28 protein-coding genes, 1 tRNA gene and 1 pseudogene are annotated in these 26,819 nt (G+C 70.9%); 19 read left to right on the top strand and 11 right to left on the bottom strand.

The genetic code is table 11. The features are described 5' to 3' along the window. Positions 1–7 precede the first annotated feature (7 nt). Both I2W78_RS16955 and I2W78_RS16950 read left to right on the top strand, forming a co-directional pair. Entirely contained in the window at positions 8–1,615 is a 1,608-nt protein-coding gene (locus tag I2W78_RS16955) for an alpha/beta hydrolase (protein ID WP_196460866.1), read from the top strand. Between the two features lie 107 nt (positions 1,616–1,722). After that, positions 1,723–1,799 (top strand) — tRNA-Thr (locus I2W78_RS16950). 44 nt (positions 1,800–1,843) lie between these two features. Here the strand turns inward: I2W78_RS16950 and I2W78_RS16945 are convergent. The 4 genes and pseudogenes from I2W78_RS16945 to I2W78_RS16930 form a co-directional block, all read right to left on the bottom strand. Beyond that, positions 1,844–2,532, bottom strand: a pseudogene (locus I2W78_RS16945) (tyrosine-type recombinase/integrase); the annotation flags it as partial. A gap of 1,016 nt (positions 2,533–3,548) precedes the next feature. After that, complete coding sequence (locus tag I2W78_RS16940; RefSeq protein ID WP_196460864.1) at positions 3,549–3,941, bottom strand: type II toxin-antitoxin system VapC family toxin; 393 nt, start codon at positions 3,939–3,941, stop codon at positions 3,549–3,551. Further along, complete coding sequence (locus I2W78_RS16935) at positions 3,863–4,216, bottom strand: hypothetical protein (RefSeq protein ID WP_374222738.1); 354 nt, start codon at positions 4,214–4,216, stop codon at positions 3,863–3,865. Before I2W78_RS16935 ends, I2W78_RS16940 begins: the two co-directional genes overlap by 79 nt. A gap of 38 nt (positions 4,217–4,254) precedes the next feature. Continuing rightward, complete coding sequence (locus tag I2W78_RS16930; protein WP_196460863.1) at positions 4,255–5,214, bottom strand: D-2-hydroxyacid dehydrogenase family protein; 960 nt, start codon at positions 5,212–5,214, stop codon at positions 4,255–4,257. 492 nt (positions 5,215–5,706) lie between these two features. Here I2W78_RS16930 and I2W78_RS16925 point away from each other — a divergent pair, with 492 nt between their 5' ends. Beyond that, entirely contained in the window at positions 5,707–9,261 is a 3,555-nt protein-coding gene (locus I2W78_RS16925; RefSeq protein WP_196460861.1) for a BTAD domain-containing putative transcriptional regulator, read from the top strand. On the opposite strand, the gene I2W78_RS16920 is transcribed toward I2W78_RS16925, so the two are convergent. Next, positions 9,243–10,934, bottom strand: coding sequence for a bifunctional 3'-5' exonuclease/DNA polymerase (locus I2W78_RS16920; RefSeq protein WP_196460859.1), 1,692 nt, complete (start codon positions 10,932–10,934; stop codon positions 9,243–9,245). The genes I2W78_RS16925 and I2W78_RS16920 overlap by 19 nt on opposite strands. Positions 10,935–10,969: 35 nt before the next feature. Then, the gene (locus I2W78_RS16915) at positions 10,970–11,716 is read right to left on the bottom strand and encodes a Clp protease N-terminal domain-containing protein (RefSeq protein WP_196460857.1); all 747 of its coding nucleotides are present in this window, start codon (positions 11,714–11,716) and stop codon (positions 10,970–10,972) included. Between the two features lie 157 nt (positions 11,717–11,873). Between I2W78_RS16915 and I2W78_RS16910 the strand changes: the two genes are divergently transcribed. After that, the gene (locus I2W78_RS16910) at positions 11,874–13,025 is read left to right on the top strand and encodes a DUF2786 domain-containing protein (RefSeq protein ID WP_196460855.1); all 1,152 of its coding nucleotides are present in this window, start codon (positions 11,874–11,876) and stop codon (positions 13,023–13,025) included. 180 nt (positions 13,026–13,205) lie between these two features. Here I2W78_RS16910 and I2W78_RS16905 read toward each other — a convergent pair whose 3' ends face one another. The 4 genes from I2W78_RS16905 to rpmB form a co-directional block, all read right to left on the bottom strand. After that, positions 13,206–13,736: a DUF4232 domain-containing protein gene (locus I2W78_RS16905; RefSeq protein ID WP_196460853.1), complete on the bottom strand. Its 531-nt coding sequence runs from the start codon at positions 13,734–13,736 to the stop codon at positions 13,206–13,208. Positions 13,737–13,831: 95 nt separating this feature from the next. After that, the gene (locus tag I2W78_RS16900; RefSeq protein WP_307783705.1) at positions 13,832–14,221 is read right to left on the bottom strand and encodes a hypothetical protein; all 390 of its coding nucleotides are present in this window, start codon (positions 14,219–14,221) and stop codon (positions 13,832–13,834) included. A gap of 544 nt (positions 14,222–14,765) precedes the next feature. Next, positions 14,766–15,071: a 30S ribosomal protein S14 gene (gene rpsN / locus I2W78_RS16895; RefSeq protein WP_196460851.1), complete on the bottom strand. Its 306-nt coding sequence runs from the start codon at positions 15,069–15,071 to the stop codon at positions 14,766–14,768. Further along, positions 15,071–15,307, bottom strand: coding sequence for a 50S ribosomal protein L28 (rpmB, locus tag I2W78_RS16890; protein WP_196460849.1), 237 nt, complete (start codon positions 15,305–15,307; stop codon positions 15,071–15,073). Before rpmB ends, rpsN begins: the two co-directional genes overlap by 1 nt. A 62-nt stretch (positions 15,308–15,369) precedes the next feature. On the opposite strand from rpmB, the gene rpmG reads away from it, so the two are divergent. The 8 genes from rpmG to I2W78_RS16850 all read left to right on the top strand — a co-directional run bounded on the left by rpmG (position 15,370) and on the right by I2W78_RS16850 (position 18,968). Beyond that, entirely contained in the window at positions 15,370–15,534 is a 165-nt protein-coding gene (gene rpmG / locus I2W78_RS16885) for a 50S ribosomal protein L33 (RefSeq protein WP_003999141.1), read from the top strand. A gap of 9 nt (positions 15,535–15,543) precedes the next feature. Continuing rightward, positions 15,544–15,792 (top strand): type B 50S ribosomal protein L31, encoded by a 249-nt coding sequence (locus I2W78_RS16880; RefSeq protein WP_196460847.1) that lies wholly within the window; start codon positions 15,544–15,546, stop codon positions 15,790–15,792. Between the two features lie 3 nt (positions 15,793–15,795). Beyond that, complete coding sequence (locus tag I2W78_RS16875) at positions 15,796–16,950, top strand: CobW family GTP-binding protein (RefSeq protein WP_196460845.1); 1,155 nt, start codon at positions 15,796–15,798, stop codon at positions 16,948–16,950. Between the two features lie 7 nt (positions 16,951–16,957). Further along, the gene (rpsR, locus tag I2W78_RS16870) at positions 16,958–17,191 is read left to right on the top strand and encodes a 30S ribosomal protein S18 (RefSeq protein ID WP_196460843.1); all 234 of its coding nucleotides are present in this window, start codon (positions 16,958–16,960) and stop codon (positions 17,189–17,191) included. 98 nt (positions 17,192–17,289) lie between these two features. Then, complete coding sequence (locus tag I2W78_RS16865) at positions 17,290–17,676, top strand: VOC family protein (RefSeq protein ID WP_196460841.1); 387 nt, start codon at positions 17,290–17,292, stop codon at positions 17,674–17,676. A gap of 7 nt (positions 17,677–17,683) precedes the next feature. Further along, the gene (locus I2W78_RS16860) at positions 17,684–18,049 is read left to right on the top strand and encodes an ArsR/SmtB family transcription factor (RefSeq protein ID WP_196460839.1); all 366 of its coding nucleotides are present in this window, start codon (positions 17,684–17,686) and stop codon (positions 18,047–18,049) included. Then, the gene (locus tag I2W78_RS16855; protein ID WP_196460837.1) at positions 18,046–18,522 is read left to right on the top strand and encodes an SRPBCC family protein; all 477 of its coding nucleotides are present in this window, start codon (positions 18,046–18,048) and stop codon (positions 18,520–18,522) included. Before I2W78_RS16860 ends, I2W78_RS16855 begins: the two co-directional genes overlap by 4 nt. Positions 18,523–18,668: 146 nt before the next feature. Then, the gene (locus tag I2W78_RS16850) at positions 18,669–18,968 is read left to right on the top strand and encodes a DUF397 domain-containing protein (RefSeq protein ID WP_196460835.1); all 300 of its coding nucleotides are present in this window, start codon (positions 18,669–18,671) and stop codon (positions 18,966–18,968) included. Between the two features lie 92 nt (positions 18,969–19,060). On the opposite strand, the gene I2W78_RS16845 is transcribed toward I2W78_RS16850, so the two are convergent. Continuing rightward, on the bottom strand, positions 19,061–19,573 hold the full coding sequence (locus I2W78_RS16845; RefSeq protein WP_196460833.1) for an ATP-binding protein: 513 nt from the start codon (positions 19,571–19,573) through the stop codon (positions 19,061–19,063). A gap of 343 nt (positions 19,574–19,916) precedes the next feature. Here I2W78_RS16845 and I2W78_RS16840 point away from each other — a divergent pair, with 343 nt between their 5' ends. The 7 genes from I2W78_RS16840 (at position 19,917) to I2W78_RS16810 (ending at position 26,794) form a co-directional block, all read left to right on the top strand. Next, entirely contained in the window at positions 19,917–20,741 is an 825-nt protein-coding gene (locus I2W78_RS16840; protein WP_196464591.1) for a helix-turn-helix domain-containing protein, read from the top strand. 108 nt (positions 20,742–20,849) lie between these two features. Continuing rightward, entirely contained in the window at positions 20,850–22,310 is a 1,461-nt protein-coding gene (locus I2W78_RS16835) for an aldehyde dehydrogenase family protein (protein ID WP_196460832.1), read from the top strand. 57 nt (positions 22,311–22,367) lie between these two features. Continuing rightward, positions 22,368–23,009, top strand: coding sequence for a PadR family transcriptional regulator (locus tag I2W78_RS16830; protein ID WP_196460830.1), 642 nt, complete (start codon positions 22,368–22,370; stop codon positions 23,007–23,009). A gap of 86 nt (positions 23,010–23,095) precedes the next feature. Continuing rightward, the gene (locus I2W78_RS16825) at positions 23,096–24,058 is read left to right on the top strand and encodes an ATP-binding cassette domain-containing protein (protein WP_196460827.1); all 963 of its coding nucleotides are present in this window, start codon (positions 23,096–23,098) and stop codon (positions 24,056–24,058) included. Beyond that, positions 24,055–24,816: an ABC transporter permease gene (locus tag I2W78_RS16820; protein ID WP_196460825.1), complete on the top strand. Its 762-nt coding sequence runs from the start codon at positions 24,055–24,057 to the stop codon at positions 24,814–24,816. Before I2W78_RS16825 ends, I2W78_RS16820 begins: the two co-directional genes overlap by 4 nt. 74 nt (positions 24,817–24,890) lie before the next feature. Further along, the gene (locus I2W78_RS16815; RefSeq protein WP_196460823.1) at positions 24,891–25,652 is read left to right on the top strand and encodes a MerR family transcriptional regulator; all 762 of its coding nucleotides are present in this window, start codon (positions 24,891–24,893) and stop codon (positions 25,650–25,652) included. A 182-nt stretch (positions 25,653–25,834) separates the two neighbouring features. Continuing rightward, complete coding sequence (locus tag I2W78_RS16810) at positions 25,835–26,794, top strand: DedA family protein (protein ID WP_196460821.1); 960 nt, start codon at positions 25,835–25,837, stop codon at positions 26,792–26,794. Positions 26,795–26,819: the final 25 nt, after the last annotated feature.

The raw sequence follows: 26,819 nt of genomic DNA, 5'->3' as shown, positions 1-26,819 counted from the left end.
TCGCTGAATGTACACAAGGCGCACCCACCGCAGGTACAGGACCATGTTCAGTGCCAGGTCCCGCACCGGAGCCACGTTCCTCGCCCTCGCGGCGCTGGTCGTCTCCGCCTGCTCCTCCGGGAGCTCGACGAGTTCCGCCAGCTCGCCGGCGGCCCGGACGGCGGCGCTCGCGGCGCTGCCCCAGACGACCCCGTCCGCCCTGGCGCCCTACTACGGGCAGAAGCTCAGCTGGCGTTCCTGCGGTGCCCCCGGCTTCGAGTGCGCCACGCTGCGGGCACCGCTCAACTACGCCAGGACGGACGCCGGCGACGTACGGCTCGCGGTGGCCCGCAAGAAGGCCACGGGCCCTGGCAAGCGGCTCGGCTCGCTGCTGGTGAACCCGGGCGGGCCGGGCGGCTCGGCGGTCGGCTACCTGCAGTCGTACGCGGGGATCGGCTACCCGTCGCAGGTGCGCGCCCGGTACGACATGGTCGCGGTCGATCCGCGCGGAGTCGCCCGCAGCGAGCCCGTCGAGTGCCTCGACGGCCGGGAGATGGACACGTACACGCAGACCGACGTCACGCCCGACGACCGGAGGGAGGTCGACGGGCTGGTGAAGGCGTACAAGGGCTTCGCAGACGGGTGCGGAGCCGACGCGCCCGAGCTGCTGCGGCATGTCTCGACGGTCGAGGCGGCCCGGGACATGGACATCCTGCGGGCGGCGCTGGGGGACCGGAAGCTGACGTACGTGGGGGCGTCGTACGGAACGTTCCTCGGTGCGACGTACGCCGGGCTCTTCCCCAAGCGGGTGGGGCGGCTGGTCCTGGACGGCGCGATGGACCCGACGCTGTCGGCCCGTCGGCTGAACCTGGAGCAGACGGCCGGGTTCGAGACGGCGTTCAAGGCGTTCGCGAAGGACTGCGTACGGCACGCGGACTGCCCGCTCGGGGGCCGTGGGGCGAGGCCGGAGCAGGTCGGCCGGAACCTCAAGGCGTTCTTCGACAGGCTCGACGCGAAGCCGGTGCCCACGGGCGACGCCGACGGACGCAGGCTCACCGAGTCCCTCGCCACCACCGGCGTGATCGCGGCGATGTACGACGAGGCGGCCTGGCAGCAGCTGCGCGAGGCGCTGACCGCGGCGATGAAGAAGAACGACGGCGCGGGCCTGCTCGCTCTCTCCGACGGCTACTACGAGCGCGACGCCGACGGCCGCTACTCGAACCTGATGTACGCCAACGCCGCTGTGAACTGCCTCGACCTCCCGCCCTCCTTCGACACCCCGGACGACGCGCGCCGGTCGCTGCCCGCCTTCCAGAAGGCGTCCCCGGTCTTCGGCGAGGCCCTCGCCTGGGCCGCCCTGAACTGCGCGTACTGGCCGGTCGCGCCCACGGGTGAGCCGCACCGCATCGAGGCCAAGGGCGCGGCCCCGATCGTCGTGGTCGGTACCACGCGCGACCCGGCGACCCCGTACCGCTGGGCCCAGGCCCTGGCCCGCCAGCTCTCCTCCGGCCGCCTCCTCACCTACGACGGCGACGGCCACACCGCGTACGGCCGCGGCAGCGAGTGCATCGACCGTACGATCAACACGTACCTCCTCCGCGGCACCGCACCCACGGACGGAAAGCGCTGCTCCTAGGCCTGCGCACGGCCTCGGAGCCTCGCGCTCCGGGGCCGGTACGGAGCACCCCCGGAAACTGTGTAGACTTACCGACGTTGCTGATCGCACCATAGTGCGGACAGCGCGCCGCCTTAGCTCAGATGGCCAGAGCAACGCACTCGTAATGCGTAGGTCTCGGGTTCGAATCCCGAAGGCGGCTCCATTCGAAAGCCCAGTTCAGACAGTGTCTGAACTGGGCTTTTTCGTTCAGCGCATGCGGCGACGGCGGCGGGCGCGGGCCGTGCGGGTGTCGGCGGTCTCAGTTCTGGTCTCAGTAAAGGCCCGAGACGAGGGAACGAAGTTCACCCCCATGCGCCGCATCGCGTCCTTCGAAGCAAGATCTCCATGATCGTGGGCATGTCGACGCCCAGCTCGTTCAGGATCGTGCCGGCCGTGTGGCGGCTCCCGTCGTACCGCCTCCGGTCATCGATTCCGGCTTCGGCGAGCAGCTCCTTGAATTCCTCGTAGTCGGCGCGCGGGTTGAGGGGGCGCCCGTCCGGGCGCGCGAACACGACGTCGTGGTCCTGCCACAGCTCAGCAGCCGCCGCGCGCATCTCCTCTTGCTGGGCCCTGTGCTTGCGCAGGAACGGGATGAAGACGGGCGGGATCGGCACGGCGTTCCGGCTCTTCTTGGTCTTTGGGCGAGTGAAGACGAGTCCGCCCTCCTTGCGGGCCGGGCAGGCGCTCGCGTGCTCTGTGCACGTCTTGGTGCATGGCTTCGGGCAACCGCGCTTGTAGCCCGTGTGCGTGGTGCAGTCCGGAGGGCACGTCTCGAAGCGGTGCAGGCGCGCTTCACAGGTGTGCGGGTCGTCGCAGCCGTGCCGCCACGTGAGGTGCTGTAGCTGCCACTCCGGGCGGAACAGCTCTGCTTCCAGGTCGTATGGCCACCTCAGGCCGGGTCACGTCCCCGGTCGTGGTGTAGCCGATCATGACCCGTCGCCTCCGGTCCCGGGCCGGACGGGCATGTCCCGCCATGGGGTGCCAGGCAGTTCTCGCCGGTAGCGGCCGCGTGAGCCCCAACAGCCCGTCGGGCAAAGGCGATCGGGGCGGCGACCTGGGGTGTTCCGCTTACTTGATCGGCTACACCACGGGGCGGGACACCACCGTGATCCAACCAACCACCGCTCTCGGTCAGGTTCATCACGGCGCCGATCAGGTCGCACGGGTCGTTCTCGTCCAACCCGGATGCAGGCGACGTGCCCAGCCGCCGGCCATCGCCGCGCGGATGAGTGCGTCCTCATCGGTGATGTGGAACTCGCGCAGGTGGGTAGTGCGTACGACCTTGCCCAGCAGGTCCCTCAGACGTGCTCCACGGGGCGTTCCTGACTCCGGCGCGGCAGGGGACTCGTCGCCTTGCGTCTCCACGTCCTCTCCAGGTGTTTCCTCAGGCGGGTAGAACGCCGTGCCTGCCGGGGCGGGCCATTTTCCTGAGGCTGCGTGGGCCGTAGCCATGCGCAGGGTCCTGGCGGGAGCGTCGGGTAGCGCTGAGGCCGGAGTATGCAGGTCTTCCGCGACGACCGCGGTGTCGCGGGAGGCCGGCGCGCGGCGCAGTAGCTGGACCGCTTGGTAGGCCTGGTGCTTGTCCTTGCAGCTCAACACTCCAGTGACAGGTCGACGACGGGCGTGATTCGGGCTCGGTGGCCATGCGGGAGACTCCGGGGACGCGTTGGGCGCGCAACCTTGCGGGTGCGCATGCGATAGAGGAGGTTTCCGCTGCTGAGCGCGTTGCTGGCGCGCTCCCGGACGGGGAAGCGTGTGAGCCGCGGCTGGTCCCCCGGGTGCTACCGGCGTCCGGACCGTGCGGAAAGGCAACGTACTTCAGTGCACTGACAGTGGGCGCCCAGATGGCTGGACAGAGCTGTGCTGAGCGGCACCGAGTCGATGGTCGCGGTCGGCCCGGCAGCGCACTGTGTCAGATCTTGATGACATGGACGACGGAGCCGCAGAGGATGTGGATGTCCTCGGGGTCTGACGTCAGGACGGTCACGGGCGAGGGCGAGGCCAATGCGGTAGCAGCCACAAGGGCGTTGGAGGCGTATTTGTGGCCGTGCAGGCCGGCTGCGGCGAGGAGCTTGCTGGCGTGGCGGGCGATGGCTTCGGTGGGCGGGGCGACGTTGACGCGCGAGATGGCGTAGTCGAAGCGGGCCTGGCTGGTTCTGGGGTCGCGGGCTTCGACTGGGGTGACGGAGCTGGTGATCACGCGGATGTCCTCCGCCTCGGCCGCAGTCAGCCACTCGGTGAGCTCGGGTGAGCGGCGTACGAGTTTGGACATGCCCTCGTAGTCCAAGACGAGGGTGCCGCCCACGCGGCGTCCGCCGAGCCGCCTGCGTTGCCGCGCAAAAGTGCCCGCTTGGCCTCGACCGCTGTCTGATCCACCGGCCCGTGCTCGGCCTCCGCGTCTTCGATGAGTTCGCGCAGCCGGTCTCGTTCGAGTTGGCGCTGGATGAGAGCTTCGACGTAGGCGGACATGCCGCGCTTGCCGGTGCGCGCCTTGAGGGCGGCGATGGTGCCTTCATGGAGGGAGACGGAAACCGGGCGGACAGGGCCTTCGCCAGGAGCGGGGTCGGGGGTGATGGCCATGGAGCCAAATTAACAAAACTCTTGTTATTGGGCGGGGCTCAGGTGAGGAGCCGGACGGGGGAGTCGGCGAGGTAGGCCTGGATGTTTTCGACTGCCTGGCCGTAGTAGCGCCGGTAGTTGGCCTGGGAGACGTAGCCGAGGTGCGGGGTGGCCAGGAGGTGGGGGGCCGTGCGCATCGGGTGGTCGGTGGGTAGGGGTTCCGCGTCGAAGACGTCCACCGCCGCTCCGGCGATGCGGCCCTCGTGGAGGGCGGTGAGGAGGGCCTCCTGGTCGATGATCGCCGCACGGCTCGTGTTGATCAGGTAGGCGGTGGGCTTCAGGAGGGACAGTTCCGTTGCGCCCAGGAGGGAGCGGGTGCGGTCGCTCAGGGCCAGGTGGACCGAGACGAAGTCGCTCGTGGTGAGGAGGTCCTCCTTGGTGGGGGAGAGGTGGACTCCGAGTTCGTCCGTGCGCTCCTTGGTGAGGTTCTGGCTCCAGGCCGTGACCTCCATGCCGAAGGCCAGGCCGACGCGGGCGACGCGGCTGCCGATCTTGCCGAGGCCCAGCAGACCCAGGCGGCGGCCGTGCAGATCGGCGCCCACGGTCGACTGCCAGGGGCCGCCGGTGCGCAGGGCGGTGTTCTCCTGGACCAGGCCGCGGGCCAGGCCCAGGAGCAGGGCCCAGGTGAGTTCGACCGGGGGAGTGGAGGAGCTTTCGGTGCCGCACACCGTGACGCCATTCGTCCGCGCGGCGGCGTAGTCGATCACCGAGTTGCGCATGCCGGACGCGATGAGGAGCTTGAGGCGGGGGAGGCGGTCGAGGAGCGAGGACGGGAAGGGGACCCGTTCGCGCAGGGTGACCACGAAGTCGAAGTCGGCGAGGGCGGCCGCCAGTTCGTCCTCGGTGGGGAAGTGCTCGGAGAAGGTGACGACTTCCACGCGGTCGTCGAGCGGGCTCCAGTCGGCGATCGTGGTCGCGACGCCTTGGTAGTCGTCCAGTACGGCGCAGCGGTATCGCATGTCTCGTCCTCCCGGGGTGTCGGTGTCTCCCCCAAGGGTGGCGGGTGTGCCTCGCGGAGCGGACGCGGGCCCCCGTCGGTCACCTCTGCCGACCGGGGCCCACTGGCGTCCCGGATCCGGCCGCGGCGGCGACACTCCCCCGAGTTGCGCGACGTACGCGCGCACCGTCGGGCCAGATCCGATGAAGTGATCACATCAGGCCGTACCAACGGATCGCTAACATATGGCCAACGGTTTCCCATGGCGTTGGCTGGGGTTGGCGTGAAGTCGCCGGGCTGTCGCGGGAGAACCGCCGTATCCGTGGTGGATTCTCGTGCGGTAACGGTGGCGGGATTCGGTGGTGGTCGTCCGGGCGCGGGTGGCGGGAAACGCCCGGGCGGGGGCGGGAAATGCGCCAGAAGTGGTCCTTCCTGTGTGGTGGAGCGTGCTCCGGCTCGGGTTGGGGACCGGGGAGTTCGGGCGTGGGTGCGTGGAAGGGCTGTGGGCGGAGTGATGCGGTGCGGGCCTCGCTTCGGACTGCGGTTCGGCTTGCTGGGGCCGCCTGTCCTGTACGAGCCGTGTGAGGGCGAGGGGTGCGAGCCTGCCGACGGGCCCGGTGGGGTGTACGACGTCGGGGGCGCGGGCGCCGGGCGGCCGGGCCTTGCCGCGCGGGCCGTGGGCAGCCCCAAGGCGCGTGTTCTGCTCGCCGCATTGCTGCTCGAAGCCGGGCGGGTCGTGCCCGTCGCGTCGCTCAAGGACGCCTTGTGGGGCGGCGCGCCGCCCGCCTCCGCGCACGCGTCCCTGCATAACCATGTCGCCCGGCTGCGCCGGATGCTCGACGATCCCGGACGGCTGCGTGCCGTGCCGCCCGGGTACCTGCTGCGCGTCGAACAGGGCGAATTGGACGTCCATGTCTTCGACAGCCATGTCGCCGCGGCGCGCGCCGCGCACGCCGGGCGTGAGTGGGAGCGGGCGGTGCGTGAGTGTGCGCGGGCGCTCGCGTTGTGGCGGGGTGCGCCCTTGAGTGGGCTACCGGCCGAGGTCGGCGGGTACGCGTTTGTGCAACGGCTGGTCGAGGCGCGGTTGCTGGTACTGGAGTGGCGGTACGACGCAGAGCTCGCGCTGGCGGAAACGGGGGAAGCCCGAGGCGATCGACTTGCCGGACTCGTGCCGGAGTTGGCCGCGCTCGCCGCCGAGCATCCGCTCCGCGAGGCCTACCACCGTCAGCTCATGCTCGCCCTGCACCGCACCGGTCGCCGCGCCGAGGCCCTCGCCGTCCATCGTGATCTGCGCAGCCGGCTCGTGGAGGATTTGGGGGTCGAGCCGGGGGCGGGCGTGCGCGGGGCTCATGTGGAGGTGCTGCGGGGGGTTCCGGAAACATCGGAAACACCCGAAACGGGTGACGGTGGCGATCCGGGTGAGTCTTCCGGCGATGCGCCGTCCGACACGGCCGTGCGTCCTGCCACCGCCGTGACCGGTCCCGTGGCACCCACACCGCGGCCATCCCAACTTCCCCCACCCCCGGCCCACTTCACCGGCCGCCCCGCCGTAAGCGACGCCCTCCTGCGCAACCTCGCGCGGCCCGCCGCCCTCGCCGTCCTCAGTGGTATGGCCGGCGTCGGCAAGAGCGCGCTCGCGCTGCATGCCGCGCACGCCCTGACGGAACGTTTCTCCGACGGCCAGCTCTACGTCAATCTGCACGGCGCCACCCCCGGCATGACCCCCCTCACCTCCGGCCAGGCACTCACCGCGCTCCTCCGCGACCTCGGCGTCGAGCCCCGCCGTATCCCCGAGCACCCGGACGCCGCCACCGCGTTGCTGCGCTCGCTGCTCGCGCCGACGCGCACGCTCCTGGTGCTGGACGACGCCGCGAGCGCCGCGCAGGTACGGCCGCTGCTGCCGGCCGGCGCCGGGTGCGCGGTGATCGTCACCAGCCGTTCGCCGCTGACCGCCCTCGACGGCGCCCGCCGCTTCCCGCTCGCGCCGCTGACCAGTGCGGAGAGTGCGGCACTGCTGCGCGCGGTGTCGGGGCGGGACGGGCTCGACGCCGGTCACCCGCTCGTCGAACTCACCGGCCGGCTCCCGCTCGCCCTGCGGGTTGTGGCGGCCCGGCTCGCCGCGCGCCGGGCGCTCACGCCGGACGTACTCGCCGGTCAACTGGCCGCCACGGAGGGGCGGTTGCACCATCTGGAGTACGACGACCTGAGCGTACGGCGTTCCCTTGCCGTCGCCCATGACGCGCTCGCCGCCTCCGACCGCGAGGTCGACCGGGACGCCGCCCTCGCGCTGCGGCGGGTCGGCGCGCTCGACCTGCCCTCCTACGGCGCGCCCCTGATCGCCCGCCTCACCGGCACCGATGAGCGCCGCGCCGAGGCCGCGCTGGACCGGCTGGTCGACGTGGCCCTCCTGGAGGAGACGGCGTACGCCCGCTACGCACCCCACGACCTGGTCCGCGACTTCGCCCGCGAACTGGCCGCGGGCCGGCACGGCAACGGCGCCGACACAAGCGCCCGCGCGATGGAGCCGGTCCCGACAGGGCAGGGCGACGGAAGCACCAATGCGGCCCGCGTCCGCGCTCAGGTCGAGGGCGCGGATGTTGGCCGCGTCGGCGCTCGGGTCGAAGGCGCGGATGTTGGCCGTGTCCGCGCTCGGGTCGAGGGCGCGGATGTTGGCTGCGTCGGCGCTCGGGCCGAGGGCGCGGATGTTGCCCGCGTCGGCGCTCGGGCCGAGGGCGCGGATGTTGCCCGCGTCCGCGCTCAGGCCGACGGCTCCGATGTTGCCCGCGTCCGCGCTCGGGCCGAGGGCGCGGATGTTGGCCGCGTCCGCGCTCAGGCCGAGGGCACCAATCTCGCCCGCGTCCGCGTGCCTGCCGCGGTGGACCGGTGCGGGGCGGCTGACGTGGCTCATGCCGACCTCGTCGACACCGCTCTCCGCTGGTACGCCGCCGTGGCCGAGCGCAGCCTCACCGCCGTCGTCGAACCCGGCCTCGACCAGGACGACCGTCGGCGCCCCACCGCCGCGCAGCCGTCGGAGCATGCCGCGTACGTGACGACGGTTGCCGCCTTCGACGGGGCCGAGGCGGCGTTCGCCTGGGGGGACGGTGAGCTGGGTAACGTCGTCGCGCTGGTCGAGGCGTACGCCGACGGTGCCTGCGAGCGTCGTGCCGCCTACCTGTCCACCCTCCTGCGGCTGCTCTTCCCGTACCTCCACCGCAGTGGCCGGATCCCCGAGATGGAACTGCTCGGGCGGGCCGCGCTCGCCTTGGCGCGGCGGCTCGGGGACGCGGCGGCCGAGGGGTACGCGTTGGGCGACCTCGCCGGGATGCACTTCCTCACGGGGCGGCAGAGCGAGGCGCTCGCGCTCAGCGACCAGGCGCTGGCGATATGGCGGCGGCTCGGGACCGTCTCCTGGATCCGGCGCTGTCTCAACAACCGCGGGCTGCTGCTCGAAGGGCTGGGGCGGTACGCCGAGTCGGAGGACGCGCTGCGGCAGAGCCTCGGCTACTCGCGCCGGCTGTGCGATCCGTACGGCGAAGCCGTGACGTACAGCCATCTCGGCAACCTGTACGAACACACCGACCCCCGCGCCGCCATCGAGCACCACCGCCGCTCGCTCGCCCTCGGCGTCGGGATCGGCGCCGTCATCGTGCAGCACACCGCGCACTGCAACATCGGCTACGCCCACCTGACCCTCGGCGAACCGGCCGCCGCCGTCGAGCACTTCGAGGAGAGCCTGCGCATCCTCGGCGGCCACGGCGACTGGCACGGCGAGTCCCAGACCCGGCTCGGCCTGGTCCGCGCGCTGCGCCAGCTGGGCCGCGTCGAACGGGCCGTACACGAGTGCGCGGAGCTGCTGCGCCGTGCCGACGCCCGCTCCGACCGGTACACCGGGGGCCTCGGCCGGCACCAGTACGGTCTGCTGCTGCGCGACCAGGGGCGTGAGGACGGCGCGCACGAGGCGTGGCGCACCGCTCTCGCCGATCTGGAGGGCACGGACGAGCGTGCGGTCGTCACGGAACTCCGGTCCCTCGTCCGCGGCGCCGCCGCTGATCACTTCGCGTCCGCATAGCACTCCACCACCGCCGTCGTGAACGGGAAGCGCACCGGCGTCTCCCCGAACGTCAGGCCGGCCGCCAGCGCCGCCGCCTCCCGGATCGCCGCCACGACCGCCTCGGCCTCCTTTGCCGGGCAGTGCACGATCACCTCGTCGTGCTGGAAGAAGACCAGCTCGGCCGCCATGTCCGCGCAGGTGCGGCGCAGCGCGGCGAGCAGCAGCAGGGTCCAGTCGGCCGCGCTGCCCTGGACGACGAAGTTGCGGGCGAAGCGGCCGCGGGCGCGGGCGTTGGTGGAGGCGTAGCCGGGGACCCACTGCTGGCTTTCGGGCTCGTCCTGCGCCGCCGTGACCGGGATGCCCGCCTCCTCGGCCGCGTCCTCGCCCGCCCCGGCGGCGGGCGGGCAGGTCCGGCCGAGCCACGTCCGCACCAGCCGCCCCTCCTCGCCCGCACGCGCCGCCTCGTCGACGTACGCCACCGCCTTGGGGAAGCGGCGTCTGAGGGCGGCGAGGTTCTTCAGGCCGTCGCCGGACGTCTGGCCGTAGACCGCGCCGAGCACGGCGAGTTTGGCCTGGTCGCGGTCGCCGGAGAAGGCGCGGTCGGAGACGGACTGGTACAGGTCGCTCTCGCGGCCGGCCACCTCCATCAGGCCGGGGTCGCGCGAGATCGCCGCGAGCACGCGCGGCTCCATCTGGTCGGCGTCGGCGACCACCAGCCGCCAGCCGGGGTCGGCGACCACGGCACGCCGGATCACCTTGGGGATCTGCAGGGCGCCCCCGCCGTTGGTCACCCAGCGGCCGGTGACCGTGCCGCCGGCCAGGAACTCCGGCCGGAACCGGCCGTCCCGCACCCAGTCCTGCAGCCAGGACCAGCCGTGGGCGACCCAGATGCGGTACAGCTTCTTGTACTCCACCAGCGGCTTCACCGCCGGGTGGTCGAGGGACTCGATCTCCCAGCGCCGCGTGGAGCCGACCTTGATCCCGGCCTGCGCGAAGGCCTTGATCACGTCGGCCGGCAGATCGGGCCGCACCCGGCGCCCGAACGCGGCGGACACCTCGTCGGCCAGCTCGGCCAGGCGGCGCGGCTCGCCACCGCCCGCGTACCGCTCGCCGAGCAGTTCGTGCAGCACCTCGCGGTGCACCCGCGCGCTCCACGGCAGCCCCGCGCGGTTCATCTCGGCCGCCACCAGCATCCCCGCCGACTCGGCGGCCGTCAGCAGCCGCATCCGGTCCGGGTGGGCGGTGCGGTCGTGCCGCCGCTGCTGGTCGGCGTAGACCGCCAGGAGGTCGTCCAGGGGCAGGCGGACGCCCTGGGGCTCGAAGAGGGAGGACTGCGCGCCCGGTTCGGCGGCGCGCAGGGGTGGGTCGGGCGGTACGGCGCCGCCGCGCAGGCGGGCCAGCGCGGCGGCGGCCGAGCGGGGTTCGCCGTAGCGTCCCTCGTGGCCCAGGAGGAGGGTCTCGGCGTCCTCGATGTCGTAGCACCGCTCCACTCGCACCCCCGTGGCGAGCAGTCGCGGATAGACCTCGGCGGTGGACCGCCACACCCACCGCGTGACGTTCGGCCGACTGCGCACCGCCTCCGCCAGGTCCCCCTCCCGCCGCACCGGCCCCGCGGGCAGCCCGTCCGGACCGAGGGGGGCGACCTCCACGCCACCGTCCTCGGCCGGAGCGAGCGCCCATCGATCGGCCATGCAAGCGAGTGTCGCAGCCGGGTCTGACAACGGCCTCAGCTCTGCGCTTCGCCCTGCTCGTCGAAGGTCACCTTGATCTTGGCGAGTGCCTCCGCGACGTACTCCTCCACTCCCTGCTTGGTGATGCCGAGGCCGGACAGGACGCCCTTGCCGTTCTCGAACTCCAGCAGGGCGAGGAGGATGTGCTCGGTGCCGATGTAGTTGTGGCCGAGGCGGAGGGCCTCGCGGAAGGTGAGCTCCAGGACCTTCTTGGAGTCCGACCCGTAGGGGATGAGCTCGGGTGCCTCCTCGGCGGCCGGCGGCAGCGCCGCCTTCGCCGCCTCGCGGACCGTCTCGAAGGTGACTCCCTGGGCCGTGATCGCCTTGGCGCCCAGACCCTCGGGTTCCATGATCAGGCCCAGGATCAGGTGCTCGGGCAGCCCCTCGGCGTGACGCGCGTGCTTCGCCTCGCTGTGGGAGGCCACGACCACCGCGCGCGCCCGGGGGGTGTAGCGGCTGAAGCCCTGGCTGGGGTCCAGGTCCATGGACTCCTTCGGCACGAAGCGCTTCTGCGCGGCCTGCCGGGTGACGCCCATGCTCTTGCCGATGTCCGTCCAGGACGCGCCGGAACGCCGGGCCTGGTCCACGAAGTGGCCGATCAGGTGGTCGGCCACGTCGCCCAGGTGCTCCCCGGCGAGTACGGCGTCCTGGAGCTGGTCGAGAGGCTGGTCGTGGACCTTCTTGATGGCCGCGATGAGGTCGTCGAGACGGATGGATGACGTGATGTCGGGGTTGGTCGCCATGTGTCAACCGTAGGTTGACACGCCTGGGGCGTCAACCCTGAGTTGACATCAAGCGGCTCCACGCGCGCGTGCCCCGGGGCACCCCTCGCCGGACGCCCCCGACCGCCGCCTCGACCGCATGGCACGACGCCCACGACCCGCATGACACGATCCCCACGTGGACACCAGCACCGTCGACCGAGCCTTCCAGGCCGCCCTCTACGCCCCCACCGACGACCACACCGCCCTCGACACCGGCGCGTCCCTGCTCGCGGCCGACCCGGCGGCGGACGTGGAACTCACCCGGCGGGGGCTGGACTTCGTCGCCGGGGCGTGGCGGCGTGGCTGGCAGCCCGCCGACGTCGTACGGATCGTCCGCCGCGAACTGGACGACGTACACGAACGCCTCGTATCCGCACTGATCCTCGAACAGGCACCGCACGACCGCCCGCGCGGCCCCCGCTGGGCGGCGCAGCTCGCCCAGCTCGCCGAGGAGCCCGCCCCGCCCCGCACGGACCGCTTCACGCACGCCACCGCCGTCCTGGAGCTGTACCGCCTCCTGCTCCGCCTGCCCACCCTCGAAGCCCTGGACGAGACCCGGACGCAGCCTCAGTCGCACGCACATGCGAGGCCCGAGTCCCGCATGCTGACCCGTGTCCGCGCCCTGCTCGCGAAGGCCGAGGCGACCGGTTTCCCGGACGAGGCGGAGGCGCTCAGTGCGAAGGCGCAGGAGCTGATGGCCCGGCACAGCATCGACGAGGCGCTGCTCGCCGGCCAGGCGCAGGACGGTGGCGGGCCGTCGGCCTGGCGGATCGGCGTCGACCAGCCGTACGAGCAGGCCAAGGCGGTGCTGCTGGACGCCGTCGCCACCGCCAACCACTGCCGCGCGGTGTGGAACGAACCCCTCGGCTTCTGCACCGTCGTCGGCTTCGAACCCGACCTGGAGGTGGTCGAACTCCTCTACACCTCGCTCCTCGTCCAGGCCACGACCGCGATGACGAAGGCGGAGGCCGCTCAGCGGGCGGGCGGACGCAAGCGTACGAAGACCTTCCGGCAGTCCTTCCTCGCCGCGTACGCCCACCGCATCGGCACCCGCCTCGCCTCCGCCGCCGAACACGCTGCCGAACAGGCAGCCACCGAAGCCCAGGCGCCCGGCGATTTGCTCCCGGTCCTGGCCTCCCGTGAGGTCGCGGTCACCGAGCGCATGGAGAGCATGTTCCCGGAGACCACCACGACCCGACTGCGCGGAGTCACCGACGCGGCGGGCTGGACGGAGGGTTCCCGCGCGGCGGACCGGGCGGAGGTCAGGTCCCGCCCTCGCCTCGACTGACCTTCGGCCGCACCGGCCTGCCCGCCTGCTGAAACGCCCGCCCCGTCGCCCGACTCGACTGACCTTCGGCCGCACCGGCCTGCCCACCTGCCGAAAGCGCCCGCCCCGTCGCCCGGCTCGACTGACGTTCAGCCGTCGGCCTGCCCCCCTGCCGAAAACGCCCGCCCCGTCGCCCGACTCTCAGTCGCCCGCCCGCTGAAACGCTCCCACCGAGGCGTCCGGCGCGCCACCCGCGACGAGCGCGACCGGACCGTAGGACCACTCGAAGCTCTGCTCCGCCGACGCGCCCGGCAGACCGATCTTCACCGTCGTGGCGTCGAGGCTGTCATCACCGCCCGCCTCGGCCCGTACGTACGTGATCGTGAACGTCGCCGCCGTGTCCTTGGCCAGCGTCAGCTTCTGCGCCTTCGCCGCCTTGTCCGCCGGCACGGTCGCGGAGGTGCCGTCGGCCTGGAGATCGACGGCGGGGAAGCCGTCCAGGGTGCAGTCGGCGCCCTGGTTGGTGACCGTGACGGGGATGTTGCCGGTGTCCCCGGCGACGGGCGCGGCGTTGGCGGGGCCGACCTCCACGCCGATCTTGTCGAGCGCACAGGCGGCGGTGTCCTGGCCGCCGCCGTCACCTTCACCGCCGCTGTCACCGCCCCCGCAGGCGGTCAGCAGCAGGGCGGCGGCGAGGGCGGCGGAGCCGACGGTGAGCGAAGTGGCGCGCATGAGTGGATCCCCTGGGTTCGTGACGATGCCCCAGGATCATCACGTACGCCCGCACCATGCGGTCACCCGGCCCGTCCCCGACCGCTCGGGTCACGTCACGAGCCGAGCCCCGCCGTCGGCAACCCGGACGGCATCTTCCCGCCCTCGGCCTTGGTGTAGGTCTCCTCGCCGAGACCGCCGTCCCACGTCACCTTCAGGCTCGTGGCGCTGACGGAGTCGACCGTGCCGGTACCGCGCTTGTCCTGGCCCTTCCCGCAGGCGAGCCGGATCGTCTGCGTGCCGGACGCCTCGCCCACGCGCCCGCTGCACACGGTCCCGCCGGTGGCGAACAACCCGACGTCCTCGCCGGTGACCACCAGGGCCACCGCCTGGCCTTCACTGGTGGCGAGCCAGCTCCCCTCCAGCCCCCCGGCAGCCGCGGACGGCGAACCGCCGCTCCCACCGGTACCGGCCGACGACGTACCAGGACTGGGACTGGAGCTCACAGAAGACCCGCCCGACCCCGACCCCGCGTCCGAGCCTCCGCCCCCACTGCAGGCAGTCAGCACGCCCGCCCCCACCACACCCGCGGCCACGGCCGCGAACCGCCACCGCCGGCGCACCACACCACGCGCGCGGGCCGCCGAAGTCGTCGCGGAAGTCACTTGCATGCCCCCAGGGGTGAGCCGGTAGCCGGTGTCGGCCGTTCAAGCCGCGTTGCCGTCGGTACAGCCGCATTGCCATACGGCCGTACATCCGTACATCCGCATTGCCGTACGGCCGTACATCCGCATTGCCCTACGGCCGGACAGCCCTACGACCACACAGCCTTACGACTACACAGCCCTACGACCACACAGCGCTACAACCACACGGCCCTAAGACCACACAGCCCTAACACCGCATAGCCATACAGCCACATTGCTGTACGACCGCATTGCTGTACGACCGCATTGCTGTACCAACGCATTGCCGTACGTCCGTACCTCCACATAGCCGTACACACATACAGCCCTACGACCGCAGCAAGCTACCAGCCCGTAACCGCGCCTACCAGGACGACTTCCGCACCCCCGGCAGATACCCCGCATGCGCCTGCTCCCGCAGACTCACCCGGGACAGCCCGAACGCCCGGAAGTATCCGCGCGGCCGCCCGTCCACCTGATCCCGGTTGCGTACGCGCGTGGCGCTGGCGTCGCGCGGCTGCCTGCTCAACTCCTGCCGCGCGGCGAGCCGTTCCGGTTCCGTCGACGACGGCCGTCGGATGATCTCCTTCAGCTCGGCCCGCCGGGCGGCGTACCGCGCGACGATCTCCTGCCGCTTCTCGTTCTTCGCGATCTTGCTCTTCTTGGCCATCAGACCTTCACTCCCCGGGCGCGGATACGGGCCACCGCCGCCTCGACGCCGATCACGTCGACCGTCTTGATCCCCTTCGCGCTCAGCCGCAGCCGTACGTACCGGCCCTCGCTGGGCAGCCAGTAACGCTTGGTCTGGATGTTCGGGTCGAAGCGGCGTGAGGTGCGCCGGTGCGAGTGGGAGATGCGGTTGCCGAAGCCTGGCTTGGCACCGGTCAGCATGCAGTGGGCGGACATGGGTGACGTACCTCTCCAGCGACTCTGTCGTAAATGGAATTCATTTTCAGTAAGATAGCAGCATGGCACGCAACGAACTCCGCCCGGTCATCAAGCTCCGGTCCACCGCCGGCACGGGCTACACCTACGTCACCCGCAAGAACCGCCGTAACGACCCGGACCGCATGACTCTGCGCAAGTACGACCCGGTCGTCGGCCGACACGTCGACTTCCGAGAGGAGCGCTGAGTCACCGCCATGCGCAAGGGAATCCACCCGGACTACGGTCCCGTCGTCTTCCGTGACCGTGCCGCGAACTACGCCTTCCTGACCCGGTCGACCATGACCAGCGAGAAGACGATCGAGTGGGAGGACGGCAACACCTACCCGGTCGTCGACGTCGAGATCTCCAACGTCAGCCACCCCTTCTACACCGGCACCGCCCGAGTCCTGGACACCGCCGGACGCGTCGAGCGCTTCGAACGCCGGTACGGGAAGCAGGGCTAGCCCATGCCCGAGCTCTCCGTCGTCATCGTCGGCGGGCTGCACGCCGACGCCCGCAGGGCCGCCGTCGAGCAACTGCTCGCCGACGTGCCCGGCAGTGTCGTACTCCACCACGACCTGGCGACCGCCGCGGCCGGCACCGTCGTGCGGACCGTCCGCGACGCCACCGGCATCCGGGACGCCGGTGAGACGCCCCTCGTCAACGACTGCGCGTGCTGTGCGCTGCGCGAGGACCTCGTCCCGGAGCTGGAACGGCTCGCGGACGCCGGTGACACTCCGCTCGCGGTCGTCGAGCTGTGGGACTCCGTCGAGCCGAAGGCCATGGCCGAGGTGGTCACGTCCGGCGGGCTCACGGTCACCGGCGTGATCACCGCCGTCGACCCCGCGCTGCTGCTGCCGTACCTCGGCAACGGCGACGACCTCGCCGAGGGCGGCCTCGCCGCGGCCGCCACCGACCAGCGGACCGTCGCCGACACCTTCGCACGGCAGCTGGAGTACGCCCCCGTCCTCGCCCTCCTGGACTCCCCGGAGGCCGACGACGAGGACCGCGAGCTGCTGGCCCAGCTCCATCCGACGGCCCGCCAGGTTCGGATCGGCGACGGTGGCCTGCCGGGCGGCACGCCCTCACCCCTCGCCCGTGCCGCCCTCGCCGGTTTCGACGTGGAGGCCGCCGCCGCGGCCCAGCACCCCGCGTGCGCGCTCCTGCCGACCGAGGCCGACGCGCGCGGGGTCGCCACCCTCGTCTGGCACCGGCGCCGCCCCTTCCACCCCGAGCGGCTCTACCAGGCGCTGGAGGACCTGACCTGCGCCGCAGCGCGCAGCCGGGGCCGGTTCTGGCTCGCCGACCGGCCGGACACGCTGCTGCACTGGGACGCCGCCGGCGGTGCGCTGTGCGTGGAGAGCGCGGGCCCGTGGCTCGCCTCGCTGCCCGACGCCGCCTGGGACATGGTGCCGCCGGTGCGCCGTGCCGCCGCCGCGCTGGACTGGCACCCGGAGCACGGCGACCGCTGCCAGCACCTGGTCTTCACGTCCCCCGGGCTGGACCGCGAGGGGCTCGCCCACCTGCTGGAGTCCTGCCTGCTCACCGACGCCGAGTACGCCGCCGGGCGCGATGCCTGGAAGCGGCTGCCGCCCGCCTTCGACACCCTTCTGGAGGTCTGACCCCGCCATGCCCCGCAAGACCGACCGCAAGCCCGCCAAGAACCGCCCCAACCCGCTGGACCAGGCCGGGATCACGTACATCGACTACAAGGACACCGACCTGCTGCGGAAGTTCATCTCCGACCGCGGCAAGATCCGCAGCCGCCGTGTCACCCGCGTCTCGGCCCAGCAGCAGCGACTGCTGGCCCGCGCGATCAAGAACGCGCGGGAGATGGCGTTGCTGCCCTACTCCAGCCGCTGACGTCCGTCCGCCACCGAGGCCCGCGGAGGCGGACGGCCTATAGGTAGGAGATTCCCTACGCTTGATTCGTAGGGAATCTCCTACCTATCTTCGTTTCCATGAGCATCCCCACGAACATCACCCACGCCTCCTTCATCACCGTCCCCGTCGCCGACCAGGACCGAGCCCTGCGCTTCTACACGGAGGTCCTCGGCTTCGAGGTCACCGCCGATCTCCAGATGCCCCCCGGCCGCTGGCTCCAGGTCGCCCCGCGCGGCGCGCAGACCGTGTTCACGCTCTCCGGGCCCGGGATGGGTGGTTTCGAGCCCGGTTCCACCCGGGGGATCATGTTGGTCACGACCGATGTCGACGCCGACTGCGCCCGGCTCGCGGAAGCGGGTGTGCGGGTGGAGGGCCCGGACGACCACCCCTGGGGGCGGATGGCCGCCTTCCGGGACCCCGACGGCAACGGTCTGATGCTGCTGACGGAGAAGGAAGGCTTCTGACGACGCCATGACCACCACCGGGGCCGGGGCGGGTGCCGCCGCCGACACCGCCGACCGTGTTTTCGCCGCGCTCGCCAACGCCACGCGCCGTGAGGTGCTGCGGCTGCTGCGCGACGGCGGGCCGCAGCCCGTCCAGGCCCTGGCCGACCACTTCGACATGCGCCGGCCCAGCCTCTCGGAGCATCTGAAGGTGCTCCGGGACGCCGGGCTGGTCTCCGAGCAGCGTTCCGGCCGACAACGCATCTACCGCCTGGAGGCGGCCCCGCTCGCCGACGTACAGGACTGGCTCCATCCGTACGAGCGGTTCTGGCGCGAGCGGTTGACGGGCCTCGGCGATCTGCTGGACCGCATGCCCGACGATGAGCCGACATGAGCAGCCCGCCCCACGCCGCAGACGGTGACGACCTCACCGTCATCCGCGTCGACCAGTTCTTCCCGCACCCGCCCGCCAAGGTCTGGCGGGCGCTGACCGACCCCGAACTGCTGGCGCAGTGGCAGATGCCCGGCTCCGAGGACTTCCGCCTGGAGGTCGGCCACCGCTACCGGATGACCTCCGTGCCCCGCCCCAACACCAACTTCTCCGGTGTCGTGGAGGTGCGCGTACTCGCCTACGACACCGAGCGGATGCTGCGCGTCCGGTGGGCGGACCCCGATCCCGCGAACGCGGCCGACTGGACCATCACGTGGACGCTGGAACAGGAAGGGCGCGGAACGCGTCTGTTCCTAGTGCACGAAGGATTCGATCCGGACGACCCGGCGCAGTTGATGGCGCGGAAGATCATGGACGGGGGCTGGCGGTCGCATGTCTTGCGATCCCTGGGGCAGACGCTGGAACGGCTTCGGTAAAGCGGTCGTCAAAGCTGTAACCGCAGGAACACCCCCCGTGCACGTGCATCTGCCCATGCATCTGCACATGAACAAGGTTATGATCCGGCTCAGTTGACCACTGCATCCATGGCCACACCAGCCAGTGCACCACCGGGGAGCGACCTGTGGATCACGACGTGTACGACGGTGACGTGTACGACGGTTACGTGCACCACGGCGCCGGCGCGTCCGGCGTGTACAACGGCATGGCCGCCACGAAGCTGCGCGGGGTGGCCTGGCAGAAGAGCCGGCACAGCAACTCGCAGGGGTCCTGCGTGGAGTTCGCGCGGCTGCCGGGCGGGAGAGTGGCGGTGCGCAACTCGAACTTCCCGGACGGGCCGGCGCTCGTCTACACGCGCGCGGAGATCGAGGCGATGCTCCTGGGCGTGAAGGACGGTGAGTTCGATCATCTGATCGCGGGCTGAGACCGCACGAGCGGGCCGGGTGACCGGTCGCCGACTCGCCGCAACACGCGTAACGCGCGTAGAACCTCGGCACCAGAAGGTGCCGAGGTTTCTCAGCCCTCCGGCTGCAGCCGGAACATCGCCCAGACGACCTTGCCGCTCAGCGTGCCGGCCAGCGGGTGCCAGCCCCAGCTGTCGCAGAAGGAGTCGACGAGGAACAGTCCGCGACCGGACTCCGCCGAGAAGTCGTCCGCCTCGCGCGCGACCGGACTGTCGTTGCTGGGGTCGCGCACCGCGCACACCAGCCGCTCGGTCCAGCGCATCAGGTGCAACCGCACCTGCGGCGGCTCGTGCGCACCCTCCCTGGCCGGCGGGCGCGGGGCGACAGCCGGCAGGGCATGCCGCAGGGCGTTGGTGACCAGTTCGGAGACCACCAGGCAGACGTCGTCGAAACGGTGGCCCACGTCCCACTGGTCGAGCGTTCTGCGGGTGAACTGCCGCGCCTCGCGCACCGCTTCGTAGCGGGCGGGCAGGGCGCAGGAGGCGGCGTTGGACACTGCCGTGGGATCAAGCGGCGGAAGGCCCTGCCGTAAAGGCTCGAGCATGGTCGATCCATTCGTCCCCATGCGAGGCACTCCCCCGGGAATTCGCGGTCGTGGCGATGCAGCGGTGGCGCGGGACCATGGTTTCGGATGCGTACAGCAGATGCAAGGGCAGATGCACGTGCACGCGACCGAATTGGACCCTCCCGTACCACTTGTTGGCCATTTTTTCCGCCATCTTCACGCCGTCCGCTTGCCTTCTCCTTCCCTCGGACTTGCTGAACCGATCCGGAATCTTTGGCTTCTTTCCGTCTGTGTAATCGGACGAGTACAGCTCGGAGTGGTTTAGTGGCAGACTGCGGGCCCTGAAGACCGTTGGGGAGGCTGGAACGTGAGCGCGGGAGAGCCCGGATCGGTGGTGCGGCGCATGCTGCTCGGCTCGCAACTCAGGCGACTGCGAGAGGCGCGAGGCATCACGCGCGAGGCGGCGGGGTACCACATCCGCGCCTCCGAGTCGAAGATCAGCCGGATGGAGCTGGGCCGGGTGAGCTTCAAGACGAGGGACGTCGAGGACCTGCTGACGCTGTACGGAATCGTGGACGAGACGGAGCGCACCTCACTGGTCTCCCTCGCCCGGGAGGCCAACGTCGCGGGCTGGTGGCACAGTTACTCGGACGTCCTGCCGAGCTGGTTCCCCACCTACGTGGGCCTGGAGGGCGCCGCGTCCCTGATCCGCGCGTACGAGGTGCAGTTCGTGCACGGGCTGCTGCAGACCGAGGCGTACGCGCGTGCCGTCGTTAGGCGCGGCATGAAGGGCGCGAGCGAGGCCGACGTCGAAAAGCGCGTGGCGCTGCGCCTGGAGCGGCAGAAGCACCTCGTCTCCGAGAACGCCCCCGACGTCCACATCGTCCTCGACGAGGCCGCCCTGCGCCGCCCCTACGGCGACCGTGAGGTGATGCGCGGCCAGCTCCAGCACCTGATCGAGTTCTCCGAGCGGCCCAACGTACGGCTGCAGATCATGCCGTTCAGCTTCGGCGGGCACTCCGGCGAGTCCGGCGCCTTCACCATCCTCAGCTTCCCCGAGTCCGACCTGTCGGACGTGGTCTACCTGGAGCAGCTCACCAGCGCGCTGTACCTGGACAAGACGGAGGACGTCGCCCAGTACGAGAAGGCGCTGAAGGAGCTCCAGCGGGACAGCCCCGGACCGGCCGAGAGCCGGGACCTGCTCAGGGGGCTGCTCCAGCTCTCCTGACCCGAGCTCTCGTGAGAGGTTCCCGGAGAGTCACTCCAACTCGGTTGCATCACAAGTACGATGACGCGTGATCAGGGCACTGCTTCACCGCAGGGATTGAGGGATCACATGTCGTCCTACTTCACCGACCTGGCTCAGCAGTACATCGACGGCGAGTGGCGTCCGGGCACCGGTTCCTGGGACATCATCGACTTCAACCCGTACGACGGTGAGAAGCTGGCCGCGATCACGATAGCCACGGTCGACGAGATAGATCAGGCCTACCGCGCCGCCGCCCGCGCCCAGCGGCAGTGGGCCGAGGCCGGGCCGCACGCCCGCCGCGCCGTGCTGGAGAAGGTGCTGCGGCTGGTCGAGGAGCGCGAGCAGGAGCTCACCGAGGCGATCATCGCCGAACTGGGCGGCACGCGCGTGAAGGCCGGCTTCGAGCTCCACCTCGCCAAGGAGTTCCTGCGCGAGGCCGCGAGCCTCACGATGCGCGCCGAGCACCGCCTGATCCCCTCCCCGGACCCCGGCAAGGAGAACCGCCTCTACCGCGTCCCGGTCGGCGTGGTCGGCGTCATCAGCCCCTTCAACTTCCCGTTCCTGCTGTCCCTGAAGTCGGTCGCCCCGGCCCTCGCCCTGGGCAACGCGGTCGTCCTCAAGCCCCACCAGGACACCCCGATCGTCGGCGGCACCGTCATCGCCAAGCTGTTCGAGGACGCGGGACTGCCGGCCGGTCTGCTCAACGTCGTCGTCACCGACATCGCGGAGATCAACGACGCCTTCCTGGAGCACCCGGTCCCCAAGGTCATCTCCTTCACCGGCTCCGACAGGGTCGGCCGCCATGTCGCCACCGTCTGCGCCCAGCACTTCAAGCGCGCGGTCCTCGAACTCGGCGGCAACAGCGCGCTGGTGGTCCTGGACGACGCCGACCTCGACTACGCCGTCGACGCGGCCGTCTTCAGCCGGTACGTCCACCAGGGCCAGGTCTGCATGGCCGCCAACCGCGTCCTGGTGGACCGCTCGGTCGCCGGCGCGTTCACCGAGAAGTTCGTCGCCAAGGTGAGCGGCCTGAAGGCCGGCGACCCGAGCGACCCGGAGACGGTCATCGGCCCGCTGATCAACTCCTCGCAGTCCGAGGCCGTCACGTCCGTCGTCGAGCAGGCGGTCGCCGAGGGCGCCACCGCGCTGGTGCGCGGCGCCACGCGCGGCAACCTGGTCGAGCCGTCGGTCCTGACGGACGTACCGGCGGACTCGGCGCTGCTGCGCCAGGAGATCTTCGGGCCGGTCGCGCTGCTGGTGCTGTTCGACGGCGAGGAGGAGGCGGTCCGCCTCGTCAACGACAGCCCGTTCGGCCTGAGCGGGGCCGTGCACACCGCCGACGTCGAACGCGGCGTCCGCTTCGCCCAGCGCATCGACACCGGCATGTTTCACGTCAACGACGGCACCGTGCACGACGAGCCGCTCGTCCCGTTCGGCGGCGAGAAGCACTCGGGCCTCGGCCGCCTGAACGGCGAGACGACGCTGGAGGCGTTCACGACGCTGAAGTGGATCTCGGTCCAGCACGGGCGGAGCGCGTTCCCGTTCTGAGCGGGCCGACCGGGGCGGACCTCGGTCGGGTCGGCCGGGCGGCCTAATCTGGACCGCATGTCAGCGATCCGTCTCCTGGTGCTGGGTGCCGTCCGCCAGCACGGGCGGGCCCACGGGTACCAGGTGCGCAACGACCTGGAGTACTGGGGCGCGCACGAGTGGTCCAACGCCAAGCCCGGCTCGATCTACCACGCCCTGAAGCAGATGGCCAAGCAGGGCCTGCTGCATGCGCACGAGATCGCGCCGTCCACCGCGGGCGGCCCGCCGCGCACCGAGTACGAGATCACGCCGGAGGGCGACCAGGAGTACTTCGCCCTCCTGCGTGACGCGATGACCTCGTACGACCAGAAGGTCGACGTCAAGTCCGCGGCCATCGGCTTCATGGTGGACCTGCCGAGGACCGAGGCGGTCGCGCTGCTCAAGGAGCGCATCCGGCGCATCGAGGAGTGGCGCGACGCCGTCACCGACCACTACGTCCCCGAGGACGGCCCCGAACAGCTGGGCCACATCGGCGAGATCATGAACCTCTGGATCCACACGGCGGACGCCGAGGCCGAGTGGGCCAGAGGCGTGATCGGCCGTATCGAGGGCGGCGCCTACACCTTCGCCGGTGAGGGCGAGCCGTTCGTCGGCGTACTCGCCGAGGGCGAGAAGAACCCGTACGCGACGACGGAGCGGCATCCCGAGGACGACCGCTAATCAAGTTTGACCAATACTCCCGCCGGGTACTACGGTGAACTGGTAGTCAAGTTTGACTAGCAGCGGGCTAGCGAGGGAGTGACTCAGTGGCCGACACGGCGATCACCGTCGTAGGAGCACGCAAGCAGTACGGCAACGGAAAAGACGTCAAGCACGCACTCGACGGGCTCGACCTCACGGTCGCGCGCGGCGCGGTGCACGCAGTGCTCGGGCCGAACGGCGCCGGCAAGACCACCCTGGTCCGCATCCTGTCCACGCTGCTGCGCCCCGACGCGGGCCGGGTCGAGGTGGCCGGGCACGACGTCGTGCGAGCGGCGTACGAGGTACGGACGCGCCTCGGGCTGCTCGGCCAGCACGCGGCCGTGGACGAGGAGCTGAGCGGCTTGCAGAACCTGGAGATGTTCGGCCGCCTGTACCACCTGGGCGCCCGGCACGCGCGCGTGCGGGCCGGTGAGCTCCTGGAGCGCTTCGGCCTCGCCGACACCGGCCGCAAGGCCGTCAAGCAGTACAGCGGCGGCATGCGGCGCCGCCTGGACCTCGCCGCGTCGCTGATCACCGACCCGGAGGTGCTGTTCCTGGATGAACCGACCACCGGCCTCGACCCACGCGGCCGCGCCGAGGTGTGGGCGTCAGTCCGCTCCCTGGCCGGCGGCGGTACGACGGTGCTGCTCACCACCCAGTACCTGGAGGAGGCCGACCAGCTCGCCGACCGCATCTCCGTCGTCGACCGGGGCCGGATCGCCGCCGAGGGCACGGCGGACGAGCTGAAGGCGCTGACCGGCGGCGACCGGATCGACGTCGTCCTGCGCGACGCGGGCCACCTGGGCGCCGCCGTCGCGCTGCTTCCCGTACCGAAGGACGACATCACCGTCGACGCCGACCGGCGGCTGCTCAGCGCGCCGGTCACCGACCGGATGGCCGCGCTCTCCGGCGTCGTACGAGCCCTTGAGGAGGCCGGTATCGAGGCCGAGGACGTGGCCCTGCGACGCCCCACCCTGGACGAGGCGTTCCTGCACCTCACCGCCGACCGCGCGAAGGAGGCCGCGTGACCACGCACGCGCTGACCGACTCCTGGACCATGACCCGCCGTGAACTCGCCCACTGGGCACGGCAACCGGTCCAGGTCGCCGTCAACGTCGCCTTCCCCGTGATGCTGCTGGTGATGTTCGGCTATCTGATCGGCGGCGGCCGGGCCGTCACCGGCGACTACATCGACTACCTGCTGCCCGGGATGCTCGCCCTCACCATGGCGTTCGGCCTGGAGGGCACGATGATCGCCGTCACCGAGGATCTCAACAAGGGAGTGATCGACCGCTTCCGGTCGATGCCGATGGCCAACGGCGCGGTCCTGGTGGGCCGTTCGGTCGCCGACATGCTCCAGTCGGCGCTCGCCCTGGCCGTCCTCATCGGCGTCGGCCTCGCCCTGGGCTGGCGCGCGCACGGCGGGCCGGTCGCCTTCCTCGGCGCCGTCGGCCTGCTGCTCCTGTTCCGCTTCGCCATGCTGTGGATCGGCATCCACCTCGCGATGGTCGCCGGGAAACCGGAACTGGTGCAGGCGGTGCAGATCCTGGTCTGGCCGGTCGGCTTCCTGTCCAACGCCATCGCCACCCCCGAGGCCATGCCCGGCTGGCTCGGCACCGTCGTCCAGTGGAACCCGATGTCCCAGACGGCCACGGCTGTGCGCGACCTGTTCGGCAACCCCGGTGGTGAAACCGGTCACATCTGGGCGGCGGTCATATGGCCGCTGGCGCTGCTCGCGGTCTTCTTCCCGCTCGCGGTACGACGGTTCGCGCGCCTGAGCCGATGAGGCCGCCGATTCCGGCTTGCACCTAACGTTGCGTGAGGCCTCAGCGTGGAGGGCGTACCGAGAAGGGAGCGGAAGTGAGCTACTCCGTGGGACAGGTCGCCGGGTACGCCGGGGTCACGGTGCGCACCCTGCACCACTACGACGACATCGGCCTGCTCGTGCCCAGCGAGCGCAGCCACGCGGGCCACCGGCGGTACAGCGACGCCGACCTCGACCGGCTGCAGCAGATCCTGTTCTACCGAGAGCTCGGCTTCCCGCTCGAAGAGGTCGCCGCCCTGCTCGACGACCCGGCCGCGGACCCGCGCGTACACCTGCGCCGCCAGCACGAACTGCTGACCGCCCGGATCGAGAAGCTGCAGAAGATGGCGGCGGCCGTGGAGCACGCCATGGAGGCACGCAAGATGGGCATCAACCTCACGCCCGAGGAGAAGTTCGAGGTGTTCGGGGACTTCGACCCGGACCAGTACGAGGACGAGGTGCGGCAGCGCTGGGGCGACACCGACGCCTACCGGCAGTCGCAGCAGCGCGCGGCCTCCTTCACCAAGGAGGACTGGAAGCGCTTCACCGAGGAGTTCGACCGGATCCACCGGAGCATGGCCGACCTGATGGCCGCCGGCACCCCGGCCGACTCCGAGGCGGCCATGGACACCGCGGAGGAGCACCGCCTCTTCATCACGCGGTCGTCCTACGACTGCTCCCACGAGATGCACGGCTGCCTCGGTGAGATGTACGTCTCCGACCCGCGGTTCACGGAGACGTACGACAAGATCCGCCCGGGCCTCGCGGTGTACCTCCGCGACGCGATCAGGGCCAATGCCGCCCGGCACACCTCCTGACCCTCCTGGCCCGGGAGCCTGCTCCCGGGCCAGGACCACCGGGACACCTCACAGCTTTGTCGCGGTCGGCTCACAGTGCATCCTGGAGACACCGGTGGAACCTGGGGCGGACACCTTGCGTTGATAGCTTTGTCCGGCCGTATTGGATGCCGTACTTCCCGACCCCTCAGGAGCCCGGAACCGTGACGACGCTTGCCCTCGGACCGAGCTGGCTGGATCCGAACTATCTGCTGGACAACTTCGGTATCTGGGGCCTGCTCCTCATCGTCTTCGCCGAATCGGGCCTGCTCATCGGCTTCTTCCTGCCGGGCGACTCGCTGCTGTTCACGGCCGGTCTGCTGATCACGTCCAAGCAGCTGGACTTCCCGCTGTGGGCGGCCATCGTGCTGATCTGCATCGCCGCGATCCTCGGCGACCAGGCGGGTTACATGTTCGGCAAGAAGGTCGGCCCGGCGCTCTTCACCCGCCCCGACTCCCGCTTCTTCAAGCAGGAGAACGTCGCCAAGGCCCACGAGTTCTTCGAGAAGTACGGCCCGAAGTCCCTGGTCCTGGCCCGCTTCGTGCCCATCGTGCGCACGTTCACGCCGATCATCGCGGGCGTCAGCGGCATGCGGTACCGCTCGTTCCTGATCTTCAACGTCGTCGGCGGCATCCTGTGGGGCGCGGGCGTGACCATGCTCGGCGCCTGGCTGGGCAACATCGGCTTCGTCAAGAGCAACATCGAGGCGATCCTGATCCTGATCGTCTTCGTCTCGGTCCTGCCGATCATCATCGAGTTCTGGCGAGCCCGCTCGAAGAACAAGAAGAACCCTCAGCAGCCCCAGCCCCAGCACCAGCCTCCGGCCCAGCAGCAGCCCGTGATGGACGACGCCACGACCCAGCTCCGCCGCATCGAGCCGCACCAGCAGAACGACCAGGGTTACGGCCAGGAGGGTTACGGCCAGGAGGGTTACGGCCAGGAGGGTTACGGCCAGGAGGGTTACGGCCAGCAGGGTTACGGCCAGCAGGGTTACGGCAACCAGGGCTACCAGCAGCAGTACCCGCACCAGCAGCAGCCGTACGCCGAGCAGTACCCGCAGCAGCAGTACGGCGGCCAGCAGGGCCAGCAGCAGTACCCGTACGACCCCTACCGGCAGAACTGAAAACGCCTCAAGGGGCGCGGGGAAC

This window comes from Streptomyces spinoverrucosus (genome assembly GCF_015712165.1).
Classification (GTDB): Bacteria; Actinomycetota; Actinomycetes; order Streptomycetales; family Streptomycetaceae; genus Streptomyces; species Streptomyces spinoverrucosus_A.
The sequence above is the reverse complement of the archived record's forward strand: the minus strand, read 5'-3'. Positions and strand labels throughout refer to the sequence as shown.

Bases quoted from the DNA above. Each gene is read 5' to 3' on its own strand.
- rpsR (WP_196460843.1), top strand. From the start codon at position 16,958: ATGCCCCGCAAGACCGACCGCAAGCCCGCCAAGAACCGCCCCAACCCG.
- I2W78_RS16845 (WP_196460833.1), bottom strand. From the start codon at position 19,573: ATGGGGACGAATGGATCGACCATGCTCGAGCCTTTACGGCAGGGCCTT.
- I2W78_RS16840 (WP_196464591.1), top strand. From the start codon at position 19,917: ATGCTGCTCGGCTCGCAACTCAGGCGACTGCGAGAGGCGCGAGGCATC.
- I2W78_RS16920 (WP_196460859.1), bottom strand. From the start codon at position 10,934: ATGGCCGATCGATGGGCGCTCGCTCCGGCCGAGGACGGTGGCGTGGAG.
- I2W78_RS16880 (WP_196460847.1), top strand. From the start codon at position 15,544: ATGCGCAAGGGAATCCACCCGGACTACGGTCCCGTCGTCTTCCGTGAC.
- I2W78_RS16925 (WP_196460861.1), top strand. From the start codon at position 5,707: ATGCGGTGCGGGCCTCGCTTCGGACTGCGGTTCGGCTTGCTGGGGCCG.
- I2W78_RS16915 (WP_196460857.1), bottom strand. From the start codon at position 11,716: ATGGCGACCAACCCCGACATCACGTCATCCATCCGTCTCGACGACCTC.
- I2W78_RS16865 (WP_196460841.1), top strand. From the start codon at position 17,290: ATGAGCATCCCCACGAACATCACCCACGCCTCCTTCATCACCGTCCCC.
- I2W78_RS16935 (WP_374222738.1), bottom strand. From the start codon at position 4,216: ATGGCCATCACCCCCGACCCCGCTCCTGGCGAAGGCCCTGTCCGCCCG.
- rpsN (WP_196460851.1), bottom strand. From the start codon at position 15,071: ATGGCCAAGAAGAGCAAGATCGCGAAGAACGAGAAGCGGCAGGAGATC.
- I2W78_RS16930 (WP_196460863.1), bottom strand. From the start codon at position 5,214: ATGCGATACCGCTGCGCCGTACTGGACGACTACCAAGGCGTCGCGACC.
- I2W78_RS16905 (WP_196460853.1), bottom strand. From the start codon at position 13,736: ATGCGCGCCACTTCGCTCACCGTCGGCTCCGCCGCCCTCGCCGCCGCC.
- rpmG (WP_003999141.1), top strand. From the start codon at position 15,370: ATGGCACGCAACGAACTCCGCCCGGTCATCAAGCTCCGGTCCACCGCC.
- I2W78_RS16835 (WP_196460832.1), top strand. From the start codon at position 20,850: ATGTCGTCCTACTTCACCGACCTGGCTCAGCAGTACATCGACGGCGAG.
- I2W78_RS16955 (WP_196460866.1), top strand. From the start codon at position 8: ATGTACACAAGGCGCACCCACCGCAGGTACAGGACCATGTTCAGTGCC.
- I2W78_RS16830 (WP_196460830.1), top strand. From the start codon at position 22,368: ATGTCAGCGATCCGTCTCCTGGTGCTGGGTGCCGTCCGCCAGCACGGG.
- rpmB (WP_196460849.1), bottom strand. From the start codon at position 15,307: ATGTCCGCCCACTGCATGCTGACCGGTGCCAAGCCAGGCTTCGGCAAC.
- I2W78_RS16855 (WP_196460837.1), top strand. From the start codon at position 18,046: ATGAGCAGCCCGCCCCACGCCGCAGACGGTGACGACCTCACCGTCATC.
- I2W78_RS16875 (WP_196460845.1), top strand. From the start codon at position 15,796: ATGCCCGAGCTCTCCGTCGTCATCGTCGGCGGGCTGCACGCCGACGCC.
- I2W78_RS16860 (WP_196460839.1), top strand. From the start codon at position 17,684: ATGACCACCACCGGGGCCGGGGCGGGTGCCGCCGCCGACACCGCCGAC.